Genomic DNA, 23,809 nt, shown 5'->3' with positions numbered 1-23,809 from the left:
CGCCTCAGTTCCAGACCGGAAGCCGCAGCCACCAGCCCCACCACTCGGGCCAACCCTTGGTCCAGAACGGTCCGCTGATGACGATGCAGATGGCGCTCCAGAAGGAGGCCGACAGCGCCAGGAACAGGCCCAGGCGGTGGATGCCCAGCGTGCCGATGGAGTAGCCGATGGCATCGCGGAAGAAGGTGTTCTCATGCTCGGCCGTCTTCACCACTTCGCCCTTGCCCGGGTTGGTGGCCGACAGCACCAGGGCCCCGTGCAGCGACAGCGCGAACGTGGTGGCGAAGAAGAAGCTCACCGCCAGCATGTGCGCCGGGTTGTAGTGGAAATGCAGGTACTGGTAGCCGGTGTTGGACACCCAGTCCAGGTGGCTCATGATCCCGTACGGGAAGCCATGCCCCCAGGCGCCCATCAGCAGCGGGCGCACGATCACCAGCGTGACGTAGGCCAGGATGGCGAAGCCGAAGGCCACCGGGATGTGGTAGCCGATGCCGAGTTTTCGGCAGATCTCGACCTCGCGCAGTGCCCAGCTGATGAAGGCACCGGTGGCGCAGAAGGTGACGATCTGCCAGAGCCCGCCCTGCATCAGCGGCGCCAGGCTCAGGCCGTAGCTGAGGTCGGGCGGCGCGATGTTGATCTGCCACAGGTTCCAGGTCGGTCCCTGCGAGGCACCCCACACGATGAGCAGGGTGCCCACCAGCGAGAAGAACGCGGTGGTGACACCGAAGAAGCCGACATAGAACGGCCCGACCCAGAAGTCGAACAGATCGCCTCCCAGCAGCGTACCGCCGCGGACACGGTACTTGCGCTCGAAGTTCAACATGGCCATGGCAGCCACCTCCGGGACCAGAAGATGAAGGGCGCCCGCTTGACGTGGGGCCCGGATGGGGATGCGCGGGGGAGACGCGCCGGCAACGCCGGCCCGTCTCCGCCTGCGCTACTTCGTTGGCGCCGCCGTTGCCGGCACGGCGGCCGGCATCGACGAGTTCTGGCTGACCACGGCGGTGCGGGGACCGTCGAGCCAGTTGAACTTGTTGGTGCTCAGCAAGATGAAATGGATGATCAGCGCCAGCACGAACAGGAAGGCCGCAAGGGCCACCAGCGCGCGCCGTGGATCGAACAACAACCAGATTTTCCACATGCTTGTTTCTCCTAATTGAGGTGCGACATGAAGGTATAGACCCCTGCCCGCACACTCTTGAACAACGAGGTCTCGCTCTCTGCGCCGGGGAACCATTCGCGCCAGTTCAGGAACAAGGCCTGGCTGACGAGCGCCACCACCAGCAGGAACACGATGCTGAACAGGAACAGGACCCCGTAGCCCTTGTTCTGCAGTAGATAAGCTGCCGTCGAAACGGATGCGTTGTCATTCATGGCATGCCTCCTGGCGCGTTGGTTACTTCAGCTCAGAGCCAGGGCCGCCACATCCACACGAGCACATGGGCCACCACGGCGATCGCCGTGAACCCCATGAAACTGCCCATGAAGATGCCGTGGAACTCCCTGGCCTCTCCTTCGGTCAGCCCGGATAACGAGCCTCTCCTGTCTTCAGGCACCATTTGGATCACTCCTCAACTTCGGCCTCTCGGCCAGCACCGCGCAGCCCCCGCGCGGCAAGGAACACCCAGGCGGCAAGCCTGCAGGCGTTATCAGGGGGCTTGGGGCACACACTGCGCGGGTCATGCGAGTGCTCCGAGCGCGGCGGTCACGATCTGTCGTGCCTGCCCTTCCAGGTGTTCGGGATGGACCGCTGCACTGCCCGCCTCGCGGGCGCGCGCCTCGGCCTGGTCGCGCAGCCGCTTGGCGGCCGAGATGCGCACCAGCACGGGCTGGGCCTCCAGCAACTCGTCGAGCAGCTCGCGCGCCTCGACCGTCCAGACGAGCTCGGGCAGCGCCCGGGCCGGCGTCGGGTCGACACGGTCCATGTCGGTGGCCAGCGGCAGGATGTGGAACAGCGCATCGAAGAGCGCGTTGCACACCTCCTGCACCAGCCAGGTGGCGCCCGCGTAGCCCATGAAGGGCGTGCCCGTGGCGCGCCGGATGATGGCGCCGGGAAAACTCGCGGCGATGAAGCTGGGCCGCATGGGCCCTTGCGACGCGGCCTCAGCCAGGTACATGCGCTCGTTGACGCTGCCGAACATCACGAGCGGCGCCTTGCTCTTGATGAGTGCGCGCACGGCGGCGTTGTCGGTCTTCTCGCCGGGCTTGCGCGCCACGGCGAACTGGCAGGGCAGGCCCAGCTCGTCTTCGAGGAAGTGGCGCACGCCGCGGCTGTAGGTCTCGCTGGCCACGATGCCGAAGGAGGCGGTGGCGAAGAAGTCCTGCGTGACCGAGCGCCACAGGTCCCAGATCGGCTTGATGGTGGTGTGCTTCTCGCGTTCGATGAAGGGCTCGGGGTCCAGGTGCAGCAGCCGGCCCAGCTCGCGCAGGAAGGCCGTGGTGCTGTGCAGGCCGATGGGCGCCTGCAGGTAGGGGCGCTCCAGCGCCTCGCACAGCATGCGGCCGAACTCGCGGTACAGGCAGATGTTCACGTCGGCATCTGCCAGGTTGGCCACGTCGGCCAGGTGGCTGCCCAGCGGGAACACCATGTTGATCTCGGCGCCGATGCCTTCGACCAGGCGGCGGATCTCGTGCACGTCGCTGGCGCTGTTGAACACCCCGTAGCTCGGGCCAATCAGGTTCACGCGCGGCTTCTCGCCGGCGGGGCGCTGATCGAAGGGCTTGCGCGCCGGCACCTTGCGCGGGCCGTGCTCGGTCCACAACCAGTAGATGGCGCGGTTGGCGCACTGCCACTGGTCTTCGTCGATGGTGCGCGGCAGGAAGCGCGCGATCGTCGTGCCCTCGGGCGTCACGCCGCCGCCGATCATCTCGGCGATCGAGCCGGTCACGACCACGGACGGCAGGTCGGGGTCCAGCACCGCGTGGGCGCGCTTCATGGCGCCTTCGGTGCCTTCGCGGCCCAGTTGTTCTTCGGCGAGGCCGGTGACCACGATGGGCAGCTCGTGCGGCGGCAGTGCGTCGGTGTAGTGCAGCACGCTGGTCACCGGCAGGTTCTCGCAGCCCACGGGGCCGTCGATGATGACCTGCAGACCCTTGATGGCGGTGAACACATACACGGCGCCCCAGTAGCCGCCGGCACGGTCGTGGTCGAGGACGAAGCTCACACCATTTCCTCCGCCTTGCGCCGCTTCATGATCTTGATGACCTGGCGCTTGGTCTCGGCGCGGAACTCGGGGCGCAGGATGGGCACCTCATTCCAGATGCCGGCGCGGTCGCCTTGGCCGGTCTGGCCGAAGAATTCGCGCATGGTGTCGAACCGCACCTGGTTGGCGATCGCGCCGTTGATGACCTGCGCCAGCGAGCCGGCACCGGCCGGGCCCATCAGCGGGCGGGCCGAGATCAGGTTCGTGAAGTACAGCGCGGGGATCGCGCGTTCCTTGCAGGCCTGCACCAGCGGCGTGGTGCCGATGGCCAGGTTCGGGCGGTGGCGCTCGACGGCGGCCAGGTCCTGCTCCAGCGAGGCGCGGTACTGGATCTCGACGCCGCGTGCTTCCAGCCACAGGCGATCGGGTTCGGACCAGGGTGTGCGCGGGCAGGCGGTGCCCACGTAGGGCACGGTGGCACCGCTTTCGATCAGCAAACGGGCGACCAGCAGTTCGGAGCCTTCGTAGCCGCTGACCGTGACCTTGGCGTGTATGGGCGACTGGGACAGCGCACCGCGGATGGCGGGCCCGATGCCGGCAATCGCGGCCTCGACCTGCACCGTGGGCACTTCGGCCGCTTCACCGACCGCACGCAACCAGGCGGCCGTGCCTTCGGCACCGACCGGCGCCGAGCCCACGACGGGACGGCCGGCGGCCTGCAGCTCGCGCACGCTGGCCGTGTAGAAGGGATGGATGGCAGCGGCCACCGTGCAGTCCAGCGCCGCATACAGCTCGCGCCATTCCCGCGTGGGCACCGTGGGGCCGACCTTCAGGCCCAGCGGCGCCAGCAGCATGCCGATCACCATCGGATCGGCCGGGAACAACTCGCCCAGCAGGCTCACGGTGCGGGCGCTGTCCAGGCCCTGCTCGCGCCAGCCGCGCGGGGCGGACACGGGGCCGGTCTCGGCCTCGGCGCGGGCGTACTTCAGCATCGCGCCGGCCAGCACGTCCTTGGCTTCCGCGTGGGTCGGCACACCGAAGCCCGGCACGTCCACACCGATGATGCGCACGCCGTTGATGGCCTTGGGCAGCAGTTGCAGCGGCACGCCACTGGCCGATGGCACACAGAGGTTGATGACGACCAGCGCGTCGAGCTTCTCGGGGTCGGCCTGCGCGTGCACGGCCTCGCGGATGTCCTCGAACAGCTTGCCCGTCACCAGCGATTCGCTGTTGAAGGGCACGTACCCCACGCTGCGCCGCGCACCGTAGAAGTGCGAGGTGAACGTCAGGCCGTACACGCAGCAGGCCGAGCCGCTGAGGATCGTGGCCGTGCGCTTCATGCGCAGCCCCACACGCAGCGCGCCGAAGGCCGGGCACATGCTCTGCGGCTGGTCGTGCGGGCCCTTGGGGTAGTCGGCCGCGTAGGTCGCCAGGGTCTTCTGCGTCGCCTCCGGCATGGCGGCGGCCAGGGCCTGGGCCTGCTCGGGGGATGCGTGGCAGTTGGACATGGGTTATGCCGCGTCGTAGACGACTTCGAGCGTGGGCTTGACCAGTTCGGTCTTGCCCACCATGTCGAACAGCGTGGCCGGCTCCATCTTGAAATCGCGGCCCGTCACCTCGGCGCTGAACAGGCCGAGCAACTGGTCCTGCGTCTGCGGCTTCGGGCGCACCGGGGGCGCCTCGGCCACGTTGATGGCCAGTTCCTCGAACAGCGGCGCCCACTGCGTGCCGGGCCGGCCGATGATTTCGTAGCTGGCGCTCTTGCGGCGGATGTCTTCGTTGGCCGGGATGGTGGCCAGCACCGGAATGCCTGCGGCGCCTGCGAACTGCTTGGCCTCGCCCGTGCCGTCGTCGCGGTTGATGACCATGCCGGCCACGCCCACGTTGCCGCCCAGCTTGCGGAAATACTCCACCGCGCTGCACACGTTGTTGGCCACATAAAGCGACTGCAGGTCGTTGCTGGCCACGACGATGACCTTCTGGCACATGTCGCGCGCAATCGGCAGGCCGAAGCCGCCGCAGACCACGTCGCCCAGGAAGTCGAGCAGCACGAAGTCGAAGCCCCAGTCGTGGAAGCCCAGCTTCTCCAGCGTCTCGAAGCCGTGGATGATGCCGCGCCCACCGCAGCCGCGGCCGACCTCGGGGCCGCCGAGTTCCATGGCGTACACGCCGTCGCGCTTGAAGCACACGTCGCCGATGGCGACCGCCTCGCCGGCCAGCTTCTTCTTGCTGCTGGTCTCGATGATGGTCGGGCAGGCCTTGCCGCCGAACAGCAGGCTGGTGGTGTCGCTCTTGGGGTCGCAGCCGATCAGCAGCACCTTCTTGCCCTGCTGCGCCATCATGTAGCTGAGGTTGGCCAGCGTGAAGCTCTTGCCGATGCCGCCCTTGCCGTAGATCGCGATGATCTGCGTGGTCTTGGCGGCCGGGCTGGTGGCCGGCGCATCGGGCTCGATGGCGGCCTCGGCGCGCAGGATGTCCGTGCGGGACTGGAAGCGAACCGTCGCCTCGGCAGGCAGAGTGGCGTTCATTGGTGGGCTCTCCAGTCCAGGACCATCTTCAGGCAGCTCGCATCGCCGAACGCCTGGCCGTACGCCTCGCTCGCCAATGCAGCCGGTTCGGTGTGGGTGATCAGGCCGTCCAGCGACAGGCGGCCTTCGTCCAGCAGCATGTTCACGGCGGCCAGGTCGGCCGGCTTCCATTCGGCGGCCACGCGGATGCGGGCCTCGCGCATGAAGGCGGGTGCGAAGTTCAAACTCAGCGGCTTGGCATAAAAGCCGGCCAGCACCACCTCGCCACCGGGCGCCAGGCGGCCGATCAGCGTGTCCAGCAGGCCGGCGTCGCCGCTCACGTCGTAGATGGCGCGGTAGTCGCGGCGCGTGTCGGCCTCGGGGTGCACGACTTCGTAGCCCAAAGCGCCCTGGGCGCGCTGCGCGTTGGTTTCCCAGACGCAGAAGTTGGTGTAGCCGGCCGCCACGTTCAGCTGCGCGAGCAGGCGGCCCAGCACGCCGTGGCCCACGATCAGGTCGGGCGGTGTGTGCGGATCGCAGCGGCCACCATCGGCGACGGCGTGGTAGGCGGTGGCGGCCAGCGCCAGCAGCACGGCTTGCGCACCCAGCCGCTCGGCCACCGGAATGGCCTTGGCGCCGGGCACCACCAGACGCGAGGCCGACGCACCGAACAGGCCGCGCACATCGCCGTAGCAGCGCGCGCCCGGCACGAAGACGCGCTGGCCGACGCGGCGGCTGCCTTCGCGGCCGACTTCCAGCACACGGCCCACGGCCTCGTAGCCGGGCACCAGCGGGTAACCCATGCCCGGGAACATCGGCATCTGGCCGGTCCAGAGCAGGCGCTCCGTGCCGGTGCTGATACCGCTCCATTCCACTTCGACCACCACATCGTCACCTTGCAAGGCCGGCAGGTGCAGGGGCCGCAAGCGAAGCTGCTCGGGGGCCTCCAGCACGACGGCCTGGGTGTTCATGTGTGAGCTCCTTGGATGTGGAGAAAGCAGCAAGCGGTGTTCATGGAGTCATCTTATGAAGACACAGAATAATGTCAACTAAGATTTACACTCGATTTCGCGAGACCATCGGCCGTGGCGACCAGCAGACCGCTGTGCAGCGGCATGGCCGTGGGGCGGGCCTGCACGTCCACGAAGCCGCTGCGCTGCAGCAGGTCGCGCAGCTGCGCGACCGTGCGTGCCCGACCGCTGCCCATGGCCCACAGGTACACCCCGAAATAGGCAGCGCCTATGGCGGGTGCGCCCGGTGCGTCGGCCAGCGGCTCGGCGACCAGCACGCGGCCGCCGGGCGGCAATGCGGCGTGAACGGCACCCAGCAGGCGCAGCACGGCCGCGTCGTCGTGGTCGTGCAGCACGCGCACCAGGCTGATCGCATCGAAGCCGCGCGGCAGTTCCCCGCGCAGGAAGTCGCCGCCTGTGGCGCTGCAACGGTCGGCCAGGCCTTCGCGCGCGAAGCGGGCTTCGGCGCGCCGCGCCACTTCAGGCAGGTCGAACACCTGCACCTGCAGCCGGGGCACGGCATGCGCCAGGCAGGCCGCCAATGCGCCCTCGCCGCCGCCCACGTCCAGCAGCCGCCGGTGCCGGTGCACCGGGTAGGCCTGCAGCAGCTGCTCGGCCACCCAGGGCACCGAGCTGGCCATCAGTTGCGAATAGGGCGCCACCTGCGCGGCATCAAGCCGGGCCGGATCGGCCGCGCGGGCATAGGGCCAGAAGTCCGACAGCGCGCCACCGGCGCCCTGCCCTGGCGCTGCGCGCAACAGCGCCAGCGGATCGACCAGGTCTCGGTAGAGCGCCTCGTGGTGCTCCACCATGGCGGCCAGGCCGGCATTGCCGACCAGGGGCGCGCCCAGCGGGCCCAGGCCGTAGCGGGCATGCCGCCGGCGCTCCAGCAGGCGCAGCGCGCAGGCGGCCTGCAGCAGCCGGTCCAGCGCCGGCTCGGGCAGCGGCAGCACGGCGGCCAGCGCCGCCAGGCTCTGCGGGCCGTCGCGCGCCAGCCGCTCGAACAGGCCCAGCCGCACGCAGGCCAGCAGCACCTGGCTGTAGACGAAGCCGGCCAGCAGGTCGAAGAGTTGGCCGGCCCGCCGCCGCGCGATCCAGCGTGCGGGCGCAAAGCCCTCGGCCCAGCGCCGAAAGCGCGGGCTGGCCAGCAGCCGGTCGCGCCAGGCCAGCCATGCATCGCTCCAGTGCAGGGGCGCATGCACGGCCAGGCCCTCCGGGGTCATGCGACGACCCTGGCCGGCCCGCTGCGCGCACCGAACAGGCCGACGGGCAGCAGCCGCTCGGCCTCCAGCGCGATCAGGCTGCGAAACGCCTTGGCGCCGGGACAGTCCGGCACACAGGCCTGCGTGGCGGCGACCAGCCGGTCGAACTCGGCGAGCGCGCCCTCCAGGCCCAGCGCCCGCGCGACGCTGGGGCGGTCCAGCAGCAGGTCCTGGCCCACCGGCTTGCCCAGGGCCTGTGCATCGCACAGCACGTCACGGATGTCGTCGGCCACCTGGTAGGCCTGCCCGAGTGTCTGGCCCAGCCTGCGCCAGGGAGCCGGGTCGGCGCCGGCCGCCTGCGCGCCGGCCATGGTGGCGGCCGCGAACAAGGCGCCGGTCTTGGCCTGCTGGTAGTCGCTCAACACCACCTGGGGCTCGCACTCCCAGCTCTGGCCGGCGCTGATGCCGTGCGGCATGCCCACGCCCTGGCAGACGGTGCTGAGCACGCCGGGCAGGCGCTGCAGGTGCCCGCCGGCCGCGCTGCCCAGGCACTCGAAGGCCAGCACGATCAGCGCATCGCCGGCCAGCACCGCCAGCCGCTCGCCAAAGGCCCCGTGCACCGAGGGCAGGCCGCGGCGCGTGGCGGCGTTGTCGAAGCACGGCAGGTCGTCGTGCACGAGCGAGGCGCAATGCAGCAGTTCGACCGCGGCCGCAGCGGCGTCGGCCAGGGCCGGATCGTCGTCGCCACACGCGTAGGCCACGGCCAGCACCAGCTTGGGGCGAACCCGCGCGCCACCGGGGAACACCGCGTGCTGCATGGCCGCCGCCAGCCGCGGCGGGTGGCCCGGTGCCAGGCAGCGGTCCAGGCTGGCGCGCAGGGCGCGTTCGATGCGGTCGGATGGGGGCATGGCGGTCCTTTGGTTCCGATGTGGACAAGGGCTTGTGACCGGGGAGAAGCATTGACGCCTCTAGCGCACCAGCAGTCAAACGTGCAATACATTTGCAAGTGTCACGTAGACTAGACACATCAACGCATGCAGTCAATGCCTATCCGCCCGAACGCCCCCTCGCCCAGCGTGCACCGCACGCCGCGCGTGCTGGTGGTCGGCGCCGGTGTGGGTGGGCTCAGTGCGGCGGCGCTGCTGGCCCACGCGGGGCTGGACGTGCACGTGCTGGAACAGGCGCAAGGCCCCGGCGGCAAGGCCTGCACGCGCCAGGTCGGCCCGCACCGGCTGGACGCCGGGCCCACGGTGCTGACCATGCGCTGGGTGTTCGACCAGCTGTTCGACGCGCTCGGCCTGTCGCTGGCCGGGCAGGTGCAGCTCACGCCCTGCGCCGTGCTGGCGCGCCACGCCTGGGGGCCCGAGGCCGCCGACCGGCTGGACCTGCTGGCCGACCTGCAGGCCAGCGTGGACGCCATCGCCGCCTTCAGCAGCCCGGCCGAGGCGCAGCGCTACCGCGGCTTCTGCCAGCACGCGCAAGCTGTGTACGAGACGCTGGAGTCGTCCTTCATCACCGCGGCGCGGCCGGACAACCCGCTGAGCCTCATGGCGCGCGTGCTGCGCCAGGGCATGCCGGGTGTGCGCGGGCTGTCCAACATCCAGCCCTTCCAAAGCCTGTGGCAGGCGCTGGGCCGGCACTTCCACGACCCGCGCCTGCGCCAGCTGTTCGGCCGCTACGCCACCTACTGCGGCTCGTCGCCCTTCCTGGCGCCGGCCACGCTGATGCTGGTGGCCCATGTGGAACGCCAGGCGGTCTGGCATGTGGAGGGCGGCATGCACACCGTGGCCCAGGCGTTGGCCGGCGCGGCCCAGGCCCAGGGCGCCACGCTGCGCTATGGGGCGGCCGTGCGCGAGATCTGCCTCACGCGCGGGCGCGCCAGCGGCGTGCTGCTGGCCAGCGGCGAGGCTTTGGAGGGCGACGCCGTGCTGTTCAACGGCGATGCGGACGCGCTGGCCCAGGGCCTGCTGGGCAAAGCGTTGCAGCGCGCCCTGGGCGCTCGGCCCCTGACGCCGGCCCAGCGCTCGCTGTCGGCGCTGACCTGGCACCAGGTGGACACACCCGAAGGCTTCGCGCTGTCGCACCACAACGTGTTCTTCTGCGACCCGGCGCAGGACGGCTACCGCAAGGAGTTCGACGCGCTGGCACGGGGACGCCTGCCGCCCTCGCCCACCGTCTACCTGTGCGCGCAGGACCGCCCCGCCGCCTTGCACGCAGACGCCCCGGCCGGCCCCGAGCGGCTGATGCTGCTCGTCAACGCGCCCGCGCACGATTCCACCCGACCGCCCACGCCAGAGGAGTTGCAACGATGCGAACAGCAGACCCACCAGCAGCTGGCCCGCATGGGCCTGGTGCTGCGCCCTGGCCCCTGGCCGGCGCAGCGCACGACACCGGCGCAGTTCGCGCAGGCGTATCCGGGCTCGGCCGGCGCGCTGTACGGCCAGGCGAGCCACGGCTGGCAGGCGAGCTTCCAGCGGCCGGTGCAGCGCAGCGCGGTGCCGGGCCTGTACCTGGCCGGTGGGAGCGCCCATCCCGGGCCGGGGGTGCCGATGGCCTCGCTGTCGGGCCAGCTGGCAGCGCGGCTGATGCAGGAGGACCTGGCTTCGACCTTCCGGTTGCACCCGGTGGCTATGCCTGGTGGTACCTCGACGCGCTGAGTGATCCGCAGGCCGACGGCAGCGCCTGGGCCTTGACGCTCATCGCCTTCATCGGCAGCGTGTTCTCGCCCTACTACGCCTGGCAGCGCCGCCGCTGGGGCGACGAACAGGCGCTGGCCGAAGAGCATGTGGCGGTCAACGTCTCGCTCTACCGCCGCGCGCCGGGCAGCGCCCGTTACGCCAAGTGGTGGACCATGACAGAGCGCGGCCACCGCGACCTGCACCGCGACCGGCAGAGCCTGGCCATCGGCCCGAGCCGCCTGCAGTGGGAAGGCGCCGACCGGCTGCGTATCGACCTGGACGAATGGGCCGCGCCCTGGCCGCAACGCGTGCGCGGCAGCCTGGCCGTGCAGTTGCAGACCCGCCCGGGCCGGCGGTTCGCACTCGACCGCGGCGCGCTGCACCACTGGCAGCCGATCAGCCCCGTGGCGCGCATCGACGTGGCACTGGACGCGCCGGCCGCGCGCTGGCAGGGCGAGGCCTACCTGGACTGCAACTGGGGCCGGCGCCCGTTGGCGCGCGACTTCGCGCGCTGGCATTGGTCGCGCCAGCGGCAGGCCGACGGTTGCCGCGTGCTCTATGCCTGCGAGCCGCGTGCCGGCGCGGCGCAGGCGCTGGACCTGCAGATCGCGGCCGACGGCGCCATCGCCGTGCGCGACGCGCCGCCGGCCTGCGCCCTGCCCGCCAGCGCCTGGGGCGTGGGCCGTCAGACCCGCGCCCTGCCCGCCGCCGCGCCCACCGTGGCCGCCACGCTGGAGTCCGGCCCGTTCTACTGCCGCAGCCTGCTGGCCGATGCAGACGGCGGTGCGCCCTGGATGCATGAAAGCCTGGACTTGGTGCGCTTCGACCGGCCGCTGGTGCAGGCGATGCTGCCGTTCAGGATGCCGCGGCACAGCAGCTGAAGCGCGCTCAGAACACCGCGTGCGCGCCGCGCTCGTGCACGCGCTCACCGCGCACGAGCGCTGCGTAGTGCGCCTGCAGCGTGTCGCGCCCGGTCGAGGGCGTAGCGTCGGCGTCGTAGCGCGCGCCTTGCGCGTCCCACACCAGCATCGACTCGCACGCGTAGTAGCGGCCGATGCGCGCCAGCTCGGCCTTGGCCGCCAGCTTCGGCCACAGCCGGGCGGCCATGGACAGGCCGCCGACGATGCCGTCCATCATGCCCAGCGGCAGGCTGCGAAAGCGCGGCGGGCGGCCCAGCAGCGCGAACAGCGCCTCGCCCTGCTCGCGCGGCGTGATGGCTGCGCCGGGGCCGCCGATCGGCAGCACGCGGTTCCAGCGCGACGCATCGTGCAGGCAGCCGACCAGGTAGTCGGCCAGGTCGGCGTCGCTGATCGGCTTGCAGGCGGTGAGCCGGCCGTCGCCGAACACCAGATAAGGTTGGCCGCGCCGCACGCGCTCGACCTGGCCCGACAGCGACTTGAAGAAGGCCGTGGGCCGCACGATGCTGTAGCGCAGGCCCGAGGCCGTCAGCGCCTGCTCGAAGGCCAGCTTGGCCTGCTGGAACGCGAGCCGCGGCTTTTGCACGCAGATGGCCGACAGCAGCACGAACTGCGGCACGCCGGCGCGCTGCGCGGCCTGCAGCACCTGGCGGTGCGCGCGGTGGTCGACGGCCCAGGCGTCGGCCGGCACACCGCTGCGCGAGGCCATGCACGAGATGACCGCATCGAAGCGCTCACCCGGCGCGAACACGTGCTGCGCCAGCCAGCCGGCGTCGGCCACGTCGCCCCAGCGCAGCGTGGCGCCGGGCAGCGTGCGCGCCAGGTCATGCGGGTCGGCGCGCGGTCGCAGCACACACACCAAGGCGTGGCCGCGTGCGCGCAGGGCCGCGGCGGTCGCGCGGCCGATGCTGCCGGTGGCGCCGAGCAACAGCACGCGCCTGCAGGTCGTGTCGGTCACTGCGGCGGCTCCTCCTGCTGCTGGCGCTTTTTCCACTTGCGCCAACCCCACCACTGCCAGAACGCCCAGCCGAACACCAGGCCGAAGAACAGCAGCATCTCGATCAGGCCGAGGCGCTCGTGCATGGCGTCTTCAGTGCCGCACGTCCGAGCCTTCGTGCAGGAAGCAGCGGCGAGCGGCCGCCGCCCAGTCGTTGTGCTCGGCGCCGCGGCTGGCGTGCAGGCCGGCAAGGGTGCGGTGCAGCAGCTTGGCACTGAGGCTGCCAGCCAGTTGTTCGAGCACCTGGTCGACGCCCTCGCCACGCGCGAGGGCGCGGCGCGCACGGTCCAGCTCCAGCTGGCGCAAGTGGTCGCTGCGCTGGCGCAGCTCCATGATCAGCGGCACGCTGCAGCGCTGCTCGAGCCACTGGCTGAAACGGTTCACGCCGGCATCGACCAGGGCCTCGGCCTGCTGCACCGCGGCCTGGCGGCGCTCGCCGCCCTGCTGCACCCGTTTGGCCAGATCGTCCACGGTGTAGAGAAACACGTCTTCGAGCTTGCCCACGTCGGCCTCGATGTCGCGCGGCACGGCCAGGTCGATCATCAGCATGGGCTCGCGCTTGCGGGCCGCCAGCGCGCGCTGCACGGCGCCCAGGCCGATCAGCGGCAGGCTGCTGGCGGTGCAGCTGATGACGATGTCGAATTCGCCCAGCCGCTGGTCCAGCCCCAGCAGCGGCAGCACCTGCGCGCCGAGCCGGCTGGCCAGGCCCTCACCGCGTTCGGCGCTGCGGTTGGCCACCGCCATCTGGCGTGGCGAACGCGCCGCGAAATGCGTGGCGACCAGCTCGATCATCTCGCCCGCGCCGACGAACAGCACGCGGCGCTCCGACAGATCGCCGAAGAGTTGCTGCGCGATCCGCAGCGCAGCCGCCGCCATGCTGACCGCGTGGGCGCCGATCTCGGTGCCGGTGCGCACCGCCTTGGCCACCGAAAAGCTGCGCTGGAACAGCTGCTGCAGCGTCGGCCCGAGCACGCCCACGTCGTCGGCCTCGCGCACCGCGGTCTTGAGCTGGCCGAGGATCTGCGGCTCGCCCAGCACCATCGAGTCCAGCCCGGACGCGACACGGAACGCATGCCGCGCGACCGCCTCGCCCTGCAGCAGGTAGCTGTGCTCGGTCAGCGCCTGCGGGCTGGTGCCGCCCTGGTCGGCCAGCCAGTGGATGACCGGCTGCAGCAGCTCGGGCGAGGGCTGCGCCTCGGGCGCCAGGCCCAGGTAGAGCTCGGTGCGGTTGCAGGTCGACAGGATGGTCAGCCCGCTGGCCGGCGACTGCACGGCGGCCAGGTGGCCGCGCAGGGCCTGCAGGCTGGGCGCCAGGCGCTCGACCGGGAAGGCGAAGCGGCCACGCAGGTCCAGCGGCGCGCTGGCATGGTTCAGACCGAGGGCCATGAGGCTCATCCTGGATCTCCTCGCAACAGCACCGGCGCGGCCGGGCGATGGGGCTGGCGCTCATCGCGCGCCAGCCGCGTGAACAGGTCGACGACGAACTCGGCCGCGCCCTGGCGGCCGACCGGCGGCACTGCGGCCACGGCGTCGAGCAGGGGCTGGTTGGACGGCAAGGCCGGCGCGCCCAGCGCAGCCTGCGAGGGCCGCAGGCCGACGGCCGCGCGCGCCAGCAGCATGGTCTTGCGCCAGCCGGGCACGCGGGCGCGGCGGCGCACGCCGTCACCACCGGCGCGCCGGACCTCGTGGCCGATGCCGGCGTACAGCAGGCGCGCCGCGTTGATGCCGGGCCGGCAGTCCAGCGGCAGGCTGCCCACGCCGGCGCTGGCACGCGCATACAGGCGATCGGCCTCGGCCAGCAGGCGCAGGACCACGGCGTCGATGCGCGCATCGGGCAGCGGGTTGCCCAGCCATGCCGCAGGATCGACCCCGGCCTCGCGCAGCCAGTCGCGCGGCAGGTAGAGCCGGCCGTTGCGCGCGTCCTCGCCGACGTCGCGCGCGATGTTGGACAGCTGCATCGCCACACCCAGGTCGCAGGCGCGGGCCAGCGCGTCGGGGCTGCGGGTCTCCATCAGCAGACTCATCATGGCGCCCACGGCACCGGCCACGCGCGCAGCGTAGTCCTGCAGTTGCGCCAGCGTGTCGTACGTGCGGCCTTCCACATCCCAGGCCAGGCCTTCGATCAGGAAGTCGGGCAGCGCACGCGGCACGGCGTAGGCGGCCACCACGGCGGCCAGCGCGCGGTCGCTGGGCACGGTGAGCGGCTGGCCGGCGTAGACGCGATCCAGCCGTTCGCGCAGCCGGGCGATGGCGTCCAGCCGACCGCCCTGCTCGTCCACCGCGTCGTCGGCCAGGCGGCAAAAGCCATAGAGCACGGTGGCCGGCTCGCGCACGCGCCGCGGCAGCAGCAGCGATGCGGCATGGAAGGTCTTGCTGTTGTGCTGCAGGCTGGCACGGCAGGCGGCGACATCGGCGGCCCAGTGGCGCGCCAGATGCGGCTCAAGCCGGGCGGTGGGCGCGACCGACATGCGGCATCTCCTGTGGGGTGGCGCGCGGGCCGCGCAGGGTGCGGCCGTGCGGCACCACGCGGTCCAGCACCTTGGCGGAGGTCAGCACGCCCGGCAGGCCCGCGCCGGGGTGGGTGCCGGCGCCGACCAGGTACAGGCCGCGCAACTCTTCGCTGCGGTTGTGCGGGCGGAACCAGGCGCTCTGCTGCAGCAGCGGCTCGAACGAAAACGCCGCGCCCTTCACCGACAGCAGCCGGTCCTGGAAGTCCTGCGGCGTGAGCATGTGCGAGCTGACGATCTGGCCCTCAAGCCCCGGCAGCACGGTGGCCGACAGGCGCGCCGCGATGGCCTGGCGGTAGGGCTCGGCGCGCTGGCGCCAGTCCACGCCGCTGTCCAGGTGCGGCACCGGGGCCAGCACATAGAAGGCGTCGCAGCCGGGCGGGGCCAGGCTGGTGTCGGTGGCGGTGGGCCGGTGCAGGTACAGGCTGAAGTCCTCGGCCAGGTGCTGGCGCACGAAGATGTCGTCCAGCAGGCCCTTGTAGCGCGGGCCCAGCACGATGCTGTGGTGGGCCACGTCGGGGTACTGGCGGCGCGTGCCGAAGTACCAGACGAACAGGCTCATCGAATAGCGCGCACGGCGCAGCTTGCGGTCGGTCCAGCGCTTGCGGGCCACACTGGGCAGCAGCTTGCCGTAGGTCCAGGCGGCGTCGGCGTTGGAGACGACCACGGCCGCGTCGATGCGCTCGCCGCCCGCCAGCCGCACGCCGGTGGCGGCGCCGTCTTCGGACAGGATCTCCTCGACCGTGGCATTGCACAGCACGCGGTTGCCCTGCCCCTCGATCAGCCCGACCAGGCCCCGCACCAGCCGGCCCGTGCCGCCCATGGCGAAGTGCACCCCGAAGCGCCGCTCCAGGTGCGCGATCAGGCAGTAGACCGATGTCGTCTGGAACGGGTTGCCGCCCACCAGCAGCGACTGGAAGGTCAGCAGCACGCGCAGCTTCTCGTGCTTCACATGCTGGCAGGCCAGGCCGTGCACCGTGCGGTAGCCCTGCAGCTTGAGCAGCTGCGGCAGCGCGGCGGCCATGTCGGCGAAGCGGTCGAAGGGCTGGTCGCCCAGCTGCTCGAAGCCCACCGCGTAGATCGCCTTGCTGGCTGCGAGGAAGCGCTCGTAGCCGGCCACGTCGTCGGGCGCGATGCGCGCCACCTCGGCACGCATGGCCTCGGCATCGCCGCTGTAGTCGAACACCGTACCGTCGTCGAAGCGCACGCGGTAGAAAGGGCTGACCGGGCGCAGGTCCACATCGTCGGCCAGGCGCTTGCCGCACAGGGCCCACAGCTCCTCGAACAGGAAGGGCGCCGTGATGACGGTGGGGCCGGCGTCGAAGGTGAAGCCGTCCTGCCGGTAGACATAAGCACGGCCGCCCGGGGCGTCCAGCCGTTCCAGCACCGTCACGCGGTAGCCGCGGGCCCCCAGGCGCACGGCCGCAGCCAGGCCACCGAAGCCGCTGCCGATGACCACCGCATGGGGACGGGCGTCGCGGGGACGCGCTTGTGTCAACATGCTATGGATAGTAGTAGTGTCAGGTTTAGTTGACAATAGGGCTGCATGCTCCTGGACCCTGCCCCGCTGGAAGAAGCCCGACCGACCGCGGGCGGGCTGCGCTGGCACGTGCGTCGCTCCCCCGCGACGGAGGCGCCCGACCGGCCGCTGCTGCTGTTGCTGCACGGCACCGGTTCGTCCAGCCGCTCGTGGGACGGCTGCGCGCCGCTGCTGGCCGGCCGCTACAGGATGCTCGCGCCCGATCTGCCGGGCCATGGCGGCAGCAGCGGATTCGCCGACGGCGCCGCCAGCCTGCCGCGCATGGCGCAGGCGCTGGCGGCCCTGCTGCGCGCGCTGGACGCCGCGCCGGTCGCCGTGGCCGGCCACTCGGCCGGTGCCGCGCTGATGCTGCAGCTGTGGCTGGACGGTGCGCTGCCGCAGGCGCGCACGCTGCTGTCGCTCAACGGCGCGCTGAAGCCGCTGCCCGGCCTGGCCGGCGCCGTGTTTCCGCCGCTGGCGCGCGCCATGGCGGCGCTGCCGCTGCTGCCCTGGCTGGCGGCGCGGGCCGCGTCACGCCCGCGCGCGGTGCAGCACCTGGTCGATTCCACCGGCTCGCGGCTGGACGCACCCGCCGTGGCCCACTACCGAGCGCTGCTGCGCCAGCCCGCGCATGTGTCCGGGGCGCTGCGCATGATGGCGCACTGGGACGTGGGGCCTCTGGTGCCCGCACTGCGCCGGCGCATCGCGCAGGCGCCGGTGGCGCTGCTGCTGGCGGCTGGCAGCGCGGACAGCACGGTGAACCCGCGGCAATCGGAGCGCGTGGCGCGGCAGCTGCCGGGGGCGCGGTTCCGGTTACTGCCGGGGCTGGGGCACCTGGCGCACGAGGAGGCGCCGGGGGTGGTGGGGGAGTTGCTGGGGGGTGGGGGGTAGGAGGGGTAGAGGCGTCGTCGCTGAGATGCTGGCGGGGAGGGGGGTGCTTTCCTGCATGGCGGGATGACTGCTTTGCGCCCTGAGACGTCCCTCACCGCGACTACTAATCTGCCAGAGAGCCGACGGACACAACCCCAAGTTCCGGGACCATCGACTTCCACCCTCTGAGCGGCAGCGCGTTCGACGTGTTTCGCTGGCCAGATCAGGCTCAGGCACAAATCCGTGCGCTTCCGCGTCCACCCGGCCACGTCCATGCCTACTGGGCTGCCTCCCTTGGCGACTGCACCGCAAAGGTCAGCGGCAGGCCGTGCCTGCGCGCGAAGGCATCGATGCGGCCGATCAGCTCGTCGGTTAGCGAATGGCCGGCCGACAGCAGCAGTACGCCCTCGGGCGACACGAAATCCTGCGCCAGGACGTGACCGGCCCGCAGGTCGGCGGTGGGCAGCCGCATCGTGGGCGAGGCTGGCTCGTCAGGCCCGGCCGCGAACAGGCCGACGAAGGCGTCGACCACCGCCGGATCGAACTGGCTGCCACGACCGGCCAGCACCGCGTGGCAGGCCTCGGTGGCGTCCAGGGCGCGGCCGTCCATGCGCCCGCCGCGCAGGTCCTCGAAGGCGTCGGCCACCGCGAGGATGCGCGCACCGAGCGGGATTGCCGCGCCGCGCAGGCCATCGGGGAAACCTTTGCCATCCCAGCGTTCATGGTGGGCGCGGATCAGCGGTGCCACGCCCTGCATGTCGTCGCTGGCCAGCAGGGCCTGCTCGCCGAGCACCGGGTGCAGCTGGTAGCGTTGCAGGTCCTGCGGACCGAGCCGGCCCACCGGTCGCGCCAGAACCGCATCGCTGAGCCCGATGTGGCCGATGTCATGCAGCAATGCGGCGATCGGGAGATTGCGCGCCACCTCAGCATCCACCGCCATCGCCTGCGCGATGCGCTGCGCGAGGCTGGCCACCTGGCGCGCGTGCCCGACCTGGGCCTTGCCGCGCAGTTCGATCAGCGCGGTGAAGGCTTTGATCGAGGTCAGGTAGTTGCGCTTGAGCCTGCCATTGGCGGCAGCCAGTTCCTCGGTGCGCAGGGCGACGCGGGCCTCCAGCCCCGCGTTCAGCGCCTTCAGCGCGTCGTTCTGTTGTTGCGTCAGCCGCTCCAGCGCCTCCTTGTCGGCTTCGAGCTGTTGCCGCTCGGCGACCTGCCGCAGGGTCAGTACCAGTTCGTCGTCGTTCCAGGGCTTGGCGATGTAGCGGTGCAGGCGGCCGTGGTTGATCGCGGTGATCGTCGACGCCAGGTCGGCCTGGCCCGTCAGCAGCAGCCGCGCGGTGCGCGGCCAGCGCAGGCTGACCTGTTCGAGCAGCCGCGCGCCGTCCATGCCCGGCATGCGCATGTCCGACAGCACGGCATTCACGGGTTCCGCGGCAAGCAGCGCCAGTGCCGCTTCGGCGTTGCCGGCCGTCAGGATGCGCCAGCCCGTGGTGCGGAACACCCGCCGCAGCGCCGCCAGGATGTTGGGCTCGTCGTCGACGGCGAGCAGCGTCCAGGCCGGGGCGGCCGTCGTCATGGCGCGGCACCTTCTGCGCCCGCGCGCCGCACCGGCAGCGTGACGCGAAAGCACGAGCCGCGGCCCGGCTCGCTGCGCACGTCGATGCGTCCATGGTGCTTGTGCACGATGCCGTACGCCAGCGACAGGCCCAGGCCCGTGCCACGGCCGACCGGCTTGGTCGTGAAGAAGGGATCGAAGATGCGCGCCAGTTGTTCCGGCGCGATGCCGCTGCCGTTGTCTTCCACCTCGACCCAGACCTCGCTGCCGGCGTCGCCGCTGCGAACGACGATGAGCCCGCGCTCCGGGCCGATCGCATGGGCGGCGTTGACGAGCAGGTTCATGAACACCTGGTTGAGCTCGGACGGCAGGCATTCGATGTCGGGCAGGTCGCCGTACTCGCGGCGCACGTCGGCCCGGTACTTGATCTCGTTGGCGACGATGTTCAGGGTCGAGTCGATGCCCTGGTGCAGCGAGGCCCAGACCCACTCCTGCTGGGTGTCGACCCGCGAGAAGTCTTTGAGATCTTGGACGATCTTGCGCACCCGCGACAGGCCCTCCTTCGACTCGGCCATCAGCAGCGGGATGTCCTGCTTCAGGTAGTCGAGTTCGACACGCCCGCGCAGGGCCGCGAGCCGGACGGCGATGTCGCTGCCGGCCAGCGCGGGCTCCGCCTGCTCGTAGGCCTCCAGCATCTCCACCAAGCGCGCGAGGTAGCCTTCCAGCGTGCCGAAGTTGGAGAACACGTAGCCGATCGGGTTGTTGATCTCGTGCGCCACGCCAGCGGCCAGCTGGCCGATCGAGGCCAGGCGTTCGGACTGCAGCAGCTGGGCCTGGGCGTTGCGCAGGCTCTCGTTCAAGGCGCGCAGCGACTGGTTGGCGCGCTGCAATGTGATGAGTTCGGATTCGGACATGGTGTTCAGTTCTGCAGTGCTTCGCAAACGGCTTCGAATTGCGCCTCGGTGCGCGTGAACAGTTGCAGGCAGGCCGCCTCGTCGAGCCGGCACGCGGCCCAGACCGGCAGCGCCAGCATCGGCACCGCCTCGTCGGCGTCGCCGGCCATGCCCAGGGCGTGGGCGATCGCATCGGCCACATGGGCGATGCCGGCCAGCGTGACCTGGGCGGGCATGGGTGCCGGTGCATGGTGCTGCCGGATGGCATCGACGATGGCCGGCGCGAAGTTCCATTGCTGCGCGATCAGGCCGCCGACCTCGGCGTGGTCAATGCCGAGCACGGCGCGCTCGGCATCGCTGCCAAGGCCATCCTGGTCGCGCCGCCACCGGTCGACCTCGGCGTAGGCCGGCGCGAACAGGCTGGCCAGGGCCAGCCTGCCGATGTCGTGCAGCAGCCCGACCGTGAACGCCAGGTCGCCGTCGTCGCGCCCCAATGCGTCGGCCAGCGCCTGCGCGCACAGGGCGCTGCCGAACGAGTGGCGCCAGAAGGCATCGTGGTCGAACTCGGGATGGCGGCTGAAGCTGCCGGCCAGTCCCGCGGCCGTGACGACCGCGCGCACCGTGCGCAGGCCGAGCACGGTGATGGCCTCGGCAACGGAGCCCACCTGCCTGCCGCGCCCGTAGAACGACGAGTTGGCCAGCCGCAAGGTCTTGGCGACCAGCGCCTGGTCGCGCGAGATCTTGGCCGCGTACTGTGCAGCGCCGAGTTCCTCCTGGCCGAGCGACGCGATCAGGTCGAGCACCACCGACGGCAGCGGCGGCAGGCCGCGCAAGGCGGCGAGCAGGTCGTCGCGGTCGAGCGGGCGAAGGACCGTGCTCACCCGGGTCCGTTCAGTTGTGCCTGCGGTGCGCGCTGGCTGGGGGCGGCCCGGCGCAGCGCCCTCCCCGGCACCTTGCGGTGGCTCTCGGCGGCGGCCCTGCAAGGCATGCAACAGCGGATGGACCCGGCCTTCGCGCAGGCTGTGGCGAAACAGGCGCGCCAGCGGCGCGGGCGGCGTGACGGTCGTGGCGTCGGTGGTGGGCGCGGTCATGCACGCACTCCGGCTTGCGGCAGCAGCACCAGCAGGCAGCCGCGCGCGTTGCCGCTCAACGGCCGGCACAGCGCCCGGAAGCGGCGCCCCGCCAGGGTCAGCTTCACCGACCCGCCCTCCAGCGCGCGCCGCATGGCGTCGGACAGCTCCCCGCTCGCAGGCCTGCCCAGCACATCGCCATCCGCGTCGCACAGCGTTCGCGCCGGCGCATTCACGAACACCAGCAGGCCTTCGTCGTCGACGCCGAACACAGGCACCGGCAGGGCGTCCAGCAGCTCCTGCGTGGCCTCGCGGCTATCGACCTCGCGCTGGTTCTGTGCGCGCTGCGCTTGCAGCAGCGCCTGCAGCCGCCGGTTCAGCTCGGCCAGTTCGCGGTTGGCGTGCTGCACCTCCAGGTCGAGCCGGCGGTTGCTGTCGGCCATCTCCTTCAACGCGAAGGCGTCGCGCAGGTGGCTGCGCAACTGCGCGTCGTCCCAGGGCTTGGCAAGGAACTTGTAGATCGCGCCCTCGTTGATCGCCTCGGTGATCGCCTGCAGCTCGGTGTAGCCGGACAGCACCAGGCGGACCGTGTCCGGACACAGTACCCGGGCCCGGCGCAGCAACTCGACGCCGGTCATGCCGGGCATGCGCTGATCGGACAGGATCACGTCGACCTCGTGGCGCGCCATCAGCTGCAGCGCCTGCTCTGCACTGGTGGCGCCCAGCACCAGCCAGCCTTCGGCGCGCAGCAGCCGGCGCAACGCGGCCACGATGTTCTCCTCGTCGTCCACCAGCAGCAGGGTGGGTTGCCGCGCGCGCCGGTCCAGCAGCACCGGATCGATCTGCCGGCCATCGCGCAGCATCGCCTCGATCGCCGCTGCCGGCATGGCGGCGCTGAACCAGTAGCCCTGCATCTGGTCGCACTGGTTGGCTGCCAGCAGCGCCGCCTGGCCTTCGCTCTCGACGCCTTCGGCGAGCACCTTCATCTGCAGCTGGTGCGCCATCGTGATGATGGCGCGCGTGATCGAGACGGCCTGCGCGGGCGCTGTGACGTCGGGCACCAGCGAACGGTCGATCTTGACCACGTCCACCGGCAGCCTGCGCAGGTAGCTCAGGCTGGAGTAGCCGGTGCCGAAGTCATCGAGCGAGACTTCCACGCCCATGGCACGCAGCGCCTGCAGGTGCTGCACCGCCTGCTCGAAGTTGCCGATCAGCATGCTCTCGGTGACCTCGACCCCGAACAGGCGCGGGTCCAGACCGGTGGCGGCCAGCAGGCCTTCGATGCGCCGTGCCAGGTCCGGCTGCAACAACTGGCGCGCCGACAGGTTGACCGCCGTGCGCAGGGGCGGCAGCCCGGCGCGCTGCCAGGCCGCGGCCTGCTCGATGGCGTGGCGCAGCACCCAGTCGCCGATGGCGACGATCAGGCCGGTCTCCTCGGCGATCGGGATGAAGCGGTCGGGCGCGACGCGGCCCAGCGTGGGGTGGTCCCAACGCAGCAAGGCCTCGACCCCGACGATGCGGCCATGCACCAGGTCGACCTGCGGCTGGTAATGCAGTTCGAGGCGCTCGTTGCGCAACGCCTGGCGCAGCGCCGTCTCCAGCGCCATGCGTGCCGGGTCGTCGTCGTGCGGCGCGGCGGCGTAGACGGCGATCTGGTTGCGGCCGTGCAACTTGGCCTGGTGCAGGGCGGCGTTGGCACGGCGCAGCAAGGTGTCGGCGCGGTCGCTGTCCGCAGGCGCCATCGCGATGCCAACGCTGCAGGTCATGTAGATCTCGTGGCCCTCGATCACCATCGGCCTGGCGATGGCATCGAGCAGCGTCTGCGCCAGCGCGACGGGCACCGCCGTGGGGCCGGGCACGACGATGACGAACTCGTCGCCGCTGCGGCGCGCCACCAGGTCGACGCCTCGCACGGCCACCACGAGGCGCTGCGCCGCTTCGAGCAGCACTGCGTCGCCGATGTGCATGCCCAGGCCGTCGTTGACGCGTTTGAAGCGGTCAAGCTCCAGCACCAGCACCGCGGTCTGGTCGCTGGCCAGCAGCATCGCATCCAGGCTCTCCAGCAGCCGCTGGCGGTTGGGCAGGCCTGTGAGTTCGTCGAACTGCAGCAGTTGCTGGATGCGGCGTTCGGCCGCGCGGCGCTCGCGCAGGTCGTCGATGCAGACATGGGCGAAGGTCTCTTCACCACTGGTCACCTGGCTCACGGACACATCGACCGGGATCTCGTGGCCGTCGCGGTGGCGCACATTGGTCTCGAAGCGCAGCGAGCCGCGGTCGCACATCTCGCGCCAGCGCAATGGCCACTGGCTGTCGTCGACCTGGGTGTCGATGTCGGGCACGCGCATGCGCAGCACCTGCTCGCGCGTCAGGCCCAGCAATCGGCAGGACGCCGCATTGGCATCGCGGAAGGCACCGTCCGGCCCCACCTGGAACAGCGCGTCGTTCGACTGTTCGACGGCATGGCGGGTGAGCTGCAGCTGGCGCTGTGCCTGGTCCCGCTCGCTCACGTCGCGTGCAGACGGAATGAGCCAGATCACCCGCCCGTCGGGCCCGAACAGCGGCAGCAGTGAGAAGTCCATGGCCAGCGTATTGCCGCCCACGGTGGTGATGCGCACGTCGAAGCGCGAGGCCTCGCCGCGCGCTGCGGCGACCAGCGCCTGCTGCAGCCGGTGCCGCGACAGGTCGCAGGCCTGCCACCACGGCGTGGCGTCGAAGCGTTGGCCGAGGACTTGGTCCGGCGTGATGTCGATGGCGCACAGCGCGGCCTGGTTGGCATAGCGCAGCGTGCCGTCGGCATCCAGCAGGCCCGCGAAGACCGAGGGCCCCAGACGGTCCAGTACCTCGTGCAACGCAAGTTCCGGAACAGGAGGCACACCGCTGGCCGCCACCAGCGTGAGTGCGGTTGGAGTTTTGGACATGCGCTCAGTCTGAGCGTCGAAGTGCG

The 23,809-nt window shown here is 71.2% G+C and carries 22 protein-coding genes; 3 read left to right on the top strand and 19 right to left on the bottom strand.

Annotated elements, in window-relative coordinates; genetic code table 11:
- Nucleotides 1–4: 4 nt before the first annotated feature.
- The 10 genes from pufL to ASF43_RS15840 all read right to left on the bottom strand — a co-directional run bounded on the left by pufL (nt 5) and on the right by ASF43_RS15840 (nt 8,770).
- Nucleotides 5–829 carry a photosynthetic reaction center subunit L gene (gene pufL, locus ASF43_RS15885; RefSeq protein WP_056182922.1) on the bottom strand — a complete coding sequence of 275 codons (825 nt, stop codon included), beginning with the start codon at nt 827–829 and terminating at the stop codon, nt 5–7.
- A gap of 108 nt (nt 830–937) precedes the next feature.
- Nucleotides 938–1,141 carry a light-harvesting antenna LH1, alpha subunit gene (pufA, locus tag ASF43_RS15880; RefSeq protein WP_056182920.1) on the bottom strand — a complete coding sequence of 68 codons (204 nt, stop codon included), beginning with the start codon at nt 1,139–1,141 and terminating at the stop codon, nt 938–940.
- Between the two features lie 11 nt (nt 1,142–1,152).
- Nucleotides 1,153–1,374 (bottom strand): hypothetical protein, encoded by a 222-nt coding sequence (locus ASF43_RS15875; RefSeq protein WP_056182917.1) that lies wholly within the window; start codon nt 1,372–1,374, stop codon nt 1,153–1,155.
- A 32-nt stretch (nt 1,375–1,406) separates the two neighbouring features.
- Nucleotides 1,407–1,559 carry a light-harvesting antenna LH1, beta subunit gene (pufB, locus tag ASF43_RS15870; RefSeq protein WP_056182914.1) on the bottom strand — a complete coding sequence of 51 codons (153 nt, stop codon included), beginning with the start codon at nt 1,557–1,559 and terminating at the stop codon, nt 1,407–1,409.
- A gap of 120 nt (nt 1,560–1,679) precedes the next feature.
- Complete coding sequence (gene bchZ, locus ASF43_RS15865; RefSeq protein WP_056182912.1) at nt 1,680–3,164, bottom strand: chlorophyllide a reductase subunit Z; 1,485 nt, start codon at nt 3,162–3,164, stop codon at nt 1,680–1,682.
- A complete protein-coding gene (gene bchY / locus ASF43_RS15860; RefSeq protein WP_056182908.1) occupies nt 3,161–4,651 on the bottom strand; it encodes a chlorophyllide a reductase subunit Y in 1,491 nt (496 codons plus the stop codon). Before bchY ends, bchZ begins: the two co-directional genes overlap by 4 nt.
- A gap of 3 nt (nt 4,652–4,654) precedes the next feature.
- Nucleotides 4,655–5,671 carry a chlorophyllide a reductase iron protein subunit X gene (locus tag ASF43_RS15855; protein ID WP_056182907.1) on the bottom strand — a complete coding sequence of 339 codons (1,017 nt, stop codon included), beginning with the start codon at nt 5,669–5,671 and terminating at the stop codon, nt 4,655–4,657.
- Nucleotides 5,668–6,621, bottom strand: a complete 954-nt coding sequence (gene bchC / locus ASF43_RS15850; RefSeq protein WP_056182904.1) for a chlorophyll synthesis pathway protein BchC — start codon at nt 6,619–6,621, stop codon at nt 5,668–5,670. The genes ASF43_RS15855 and bchC overlap by 4 nt, the downstream gene beginning before the upstream one ends.
- A gap of 74 nt (nt 6,622–6,695) precedes the next feature.
- The gene (locus ASF43_RS15845; protein WP_056182901.1) at nt 6,696–7,883 is read right to left on the bottom strand and encodes a methyltransferase; all 1,188 of its coding nucleotides are present in this window, start codon (nt 7,881–7,883) and stop codon (nt 6,696–6,698) included.
- Nucleotides 7,880–8,770: a polyprenyl synthetase family protein gene (locus ASF43_RS15840; protein WP_056182896.1), complete on the bottom strand. Its 891-nt coding sequence runs from the start codon at nt 8,768–8,770 to the stop codon at nt 7,880–7,882. The genes ASF43_RS15845 and ASF43_RS15840 overlap by 4 nt, the downstream gene beginning before the upstream one ends.
- A gap of 126 nt (nt 8,771–8,896) precedes the next feature.
- Here ASF43_RS15840 and crtD point away from each other — a divergent pair, with 126 nt between their 5' ends.
- Both crtD and ASF43_RS15830 read left to right on the top strand, forming a co-directional pair.
- The gene (gene crtD / locus ASF43_RS15835; protein ID WP_235578256.1) at nt 8,897–10,519 is read left to right on the top strand and encodes a 1-hydroxycarotenoid 3,4-desaturase CrtD; all 1,623 of its coding nucleotides are present in this window, start codon (nt 8,897–8,899) and stop codon (nt 10,517–10,519) included.
- Nucleotides 10,520–10,551: 32 nt separating this feature from the next.
- A complete protein-coding gene (locus ASF43_RS15830) occupies nt 10,552–11,421 on the top strand; it encodes a carotenoid 1,2-hydratase (protein WP_156373333.1) in 870 nt (289 codons plus the stop codon).
- A gap of 7 nt (nt 11,422–11,428) precedes the next feature.
- On the opposite strand, the gene ASF43_RS15825 is transcribed toward ASF43_RS15830, so the two are convergent.
- From ASF43_RS15825 to ASF43_RS15810, 5 genes are read right to left on the bottom strand one after another with little or no spacing between them, the layout of a single operon-like run.
- On the bottom strand, nt 11,429–12,415 hold the full coding sequence (locus tag ASF43_RS15825; protein WP_200932532.1) for an NAD(P)H-binding protein: 987 nt from the start codon (nt 12,413–12,415) through the stop codon (nt 11,429–11,431).
- Complete coding sequence (locus ASF43_RS32050) at nt 12,412–12,540, bottom strand: hypothetical protein (RefSeq protein WP_255358120.1); 129 nt, start codon at nt 12,538–12,540, stop codon at nt 12,412–12,414. Before ASF43_RS32050 ends, ASF43_RS15825 begins: the two co-directional genes overlap by 4 nt.
- Before the next feature lie 7 nt (nt 12,541–12,547).
- A complete protein-coding gene (gene hemA, locus ASF43_RS15820) occupies nt 12,548–13,849 on the bottom strand; it encodes a glutamyl-tRNA reductase (protein ID WP_056182890.1) in 1,302 nt (433 codons plus the stop codon).
- The gene (locus ASF43_RS15815) at nt 13,846–14,922 is read right to left on the bottom strand and encodes a phytoene/squalene synthase family protein (RefSeq protein WP_056182887.1); all 1,077 of its coding nucleotides are present in this window, start codon (nt 14,920–14,922) and stop codon (nt 13,846–13,848) included. Before ASF43_RS15815 ends, hemA begins: the two co-directional genes overlap by 4 nt.
- Nucleotides 14,894–16,462: a phytoene desaturase gene (locus tag ASF43_RS15810; RefSeq protein WP_082497884.1), complete on the bottom strand. Its 1,569-nt coding sequence runs from the start codon at nt 16,460–16,462 to the stop codon at nt 14,894–14,896. Before ASF43_RS15810 ends, ASF43_RS15815 begins: the two co-directional genes overlap by 29 nt.
- A 45-nt stretch (nt 16,463–16,507) precedes the next feature.
- Between ASF43_RS15810 and bchO the strand changes: the two genes are divergently transcribed.
- Entirely contained in the window at nt 16,508–17,371 is an 864-nt protein-coding gene (bchO, locus tag ASF43_RS15805; RefSeq protein ID WP_056182885.1) for an alpha/beta fold hydrolase BchO, read from the top strand.
- Between the two features lie 256 nt (nt 17,372–17,627).
- Here the strand turns inward: bchO and ASF43_RS15800 are convergent, their stop codons facing one another.
- From ASF43_RS15800 to ASF43_RS15785, 4 genes are read right to left on the bottom strand one after another with little or no spacing between them, the layout of a single operon-like run.
- On the bottom strand, nt 17,628–18,923 hold the full coding sequence (locus ASF43_RS15800) for an HD domain-containing phosphohydrolase (protein ID WP_056182882.1): 1,296 nt from the start codon (nt 18,921–18,923) through the stop codon (nt 17,628–17,630).
- Nucleotides 18,920–19,816, bottom strand: coding sequence for an ATP-binding protein (locus ASF43_RS15795; RefSeq protein ID WP_156373332.1), 897 nt, complete (start codon nt 19,814–19,816; stop codon nt 18,920–18,922). Before ASF43_RS15795 ends, ASF43_RS15800 begins: the two co-directional genes overlap by 4 nt.
- A gap of 5 nt (nt 19,817–19,821) precedes the next feature.
- Nucleotides 19,822–20,886: an HDOD domain-containing protein gene (locus tag ASF43_RS15790; protein WP_056182879.1), complete on the bottom strand. Its 1,065-nt coding sequence runs from the start codon at nt 20,884–20,886 to the stop codon at nt 19,822–19,824.
- Nucleotides 20,883–23,783 (bottom strand): EAL domain-containing protein, encoded by a 2,901-nt coding sequence (locus ASF43_RS15785; protein WP_082497883.1) that lies wholly within the window; start codon nt 23,781–23,783, stop codon nt 20,883–20,885. The genes ASF43_RS15790 and ASF43_RS15785 overlap by 4 nt, the downstream gene beginning before the upstream one ends.
- Nucleotides 23,784–23,809: the final 26 nt, after the last annotated feature.

The organism is Pseudorhodoferax sp. Leaf267, from assembly GCF_001422405.1.
Classification (GTDB): domain Bacteria; phylum Pseudomonadota; class Gammaproteobacteria; order Burkholderiales; family Burkholderiaceae_C; genus Pseudorhodoferax.
Note: the sequence above shows the minus strand (reverse complement) of the source record. Positions and strands in the feature narration are given on the sequence as shown.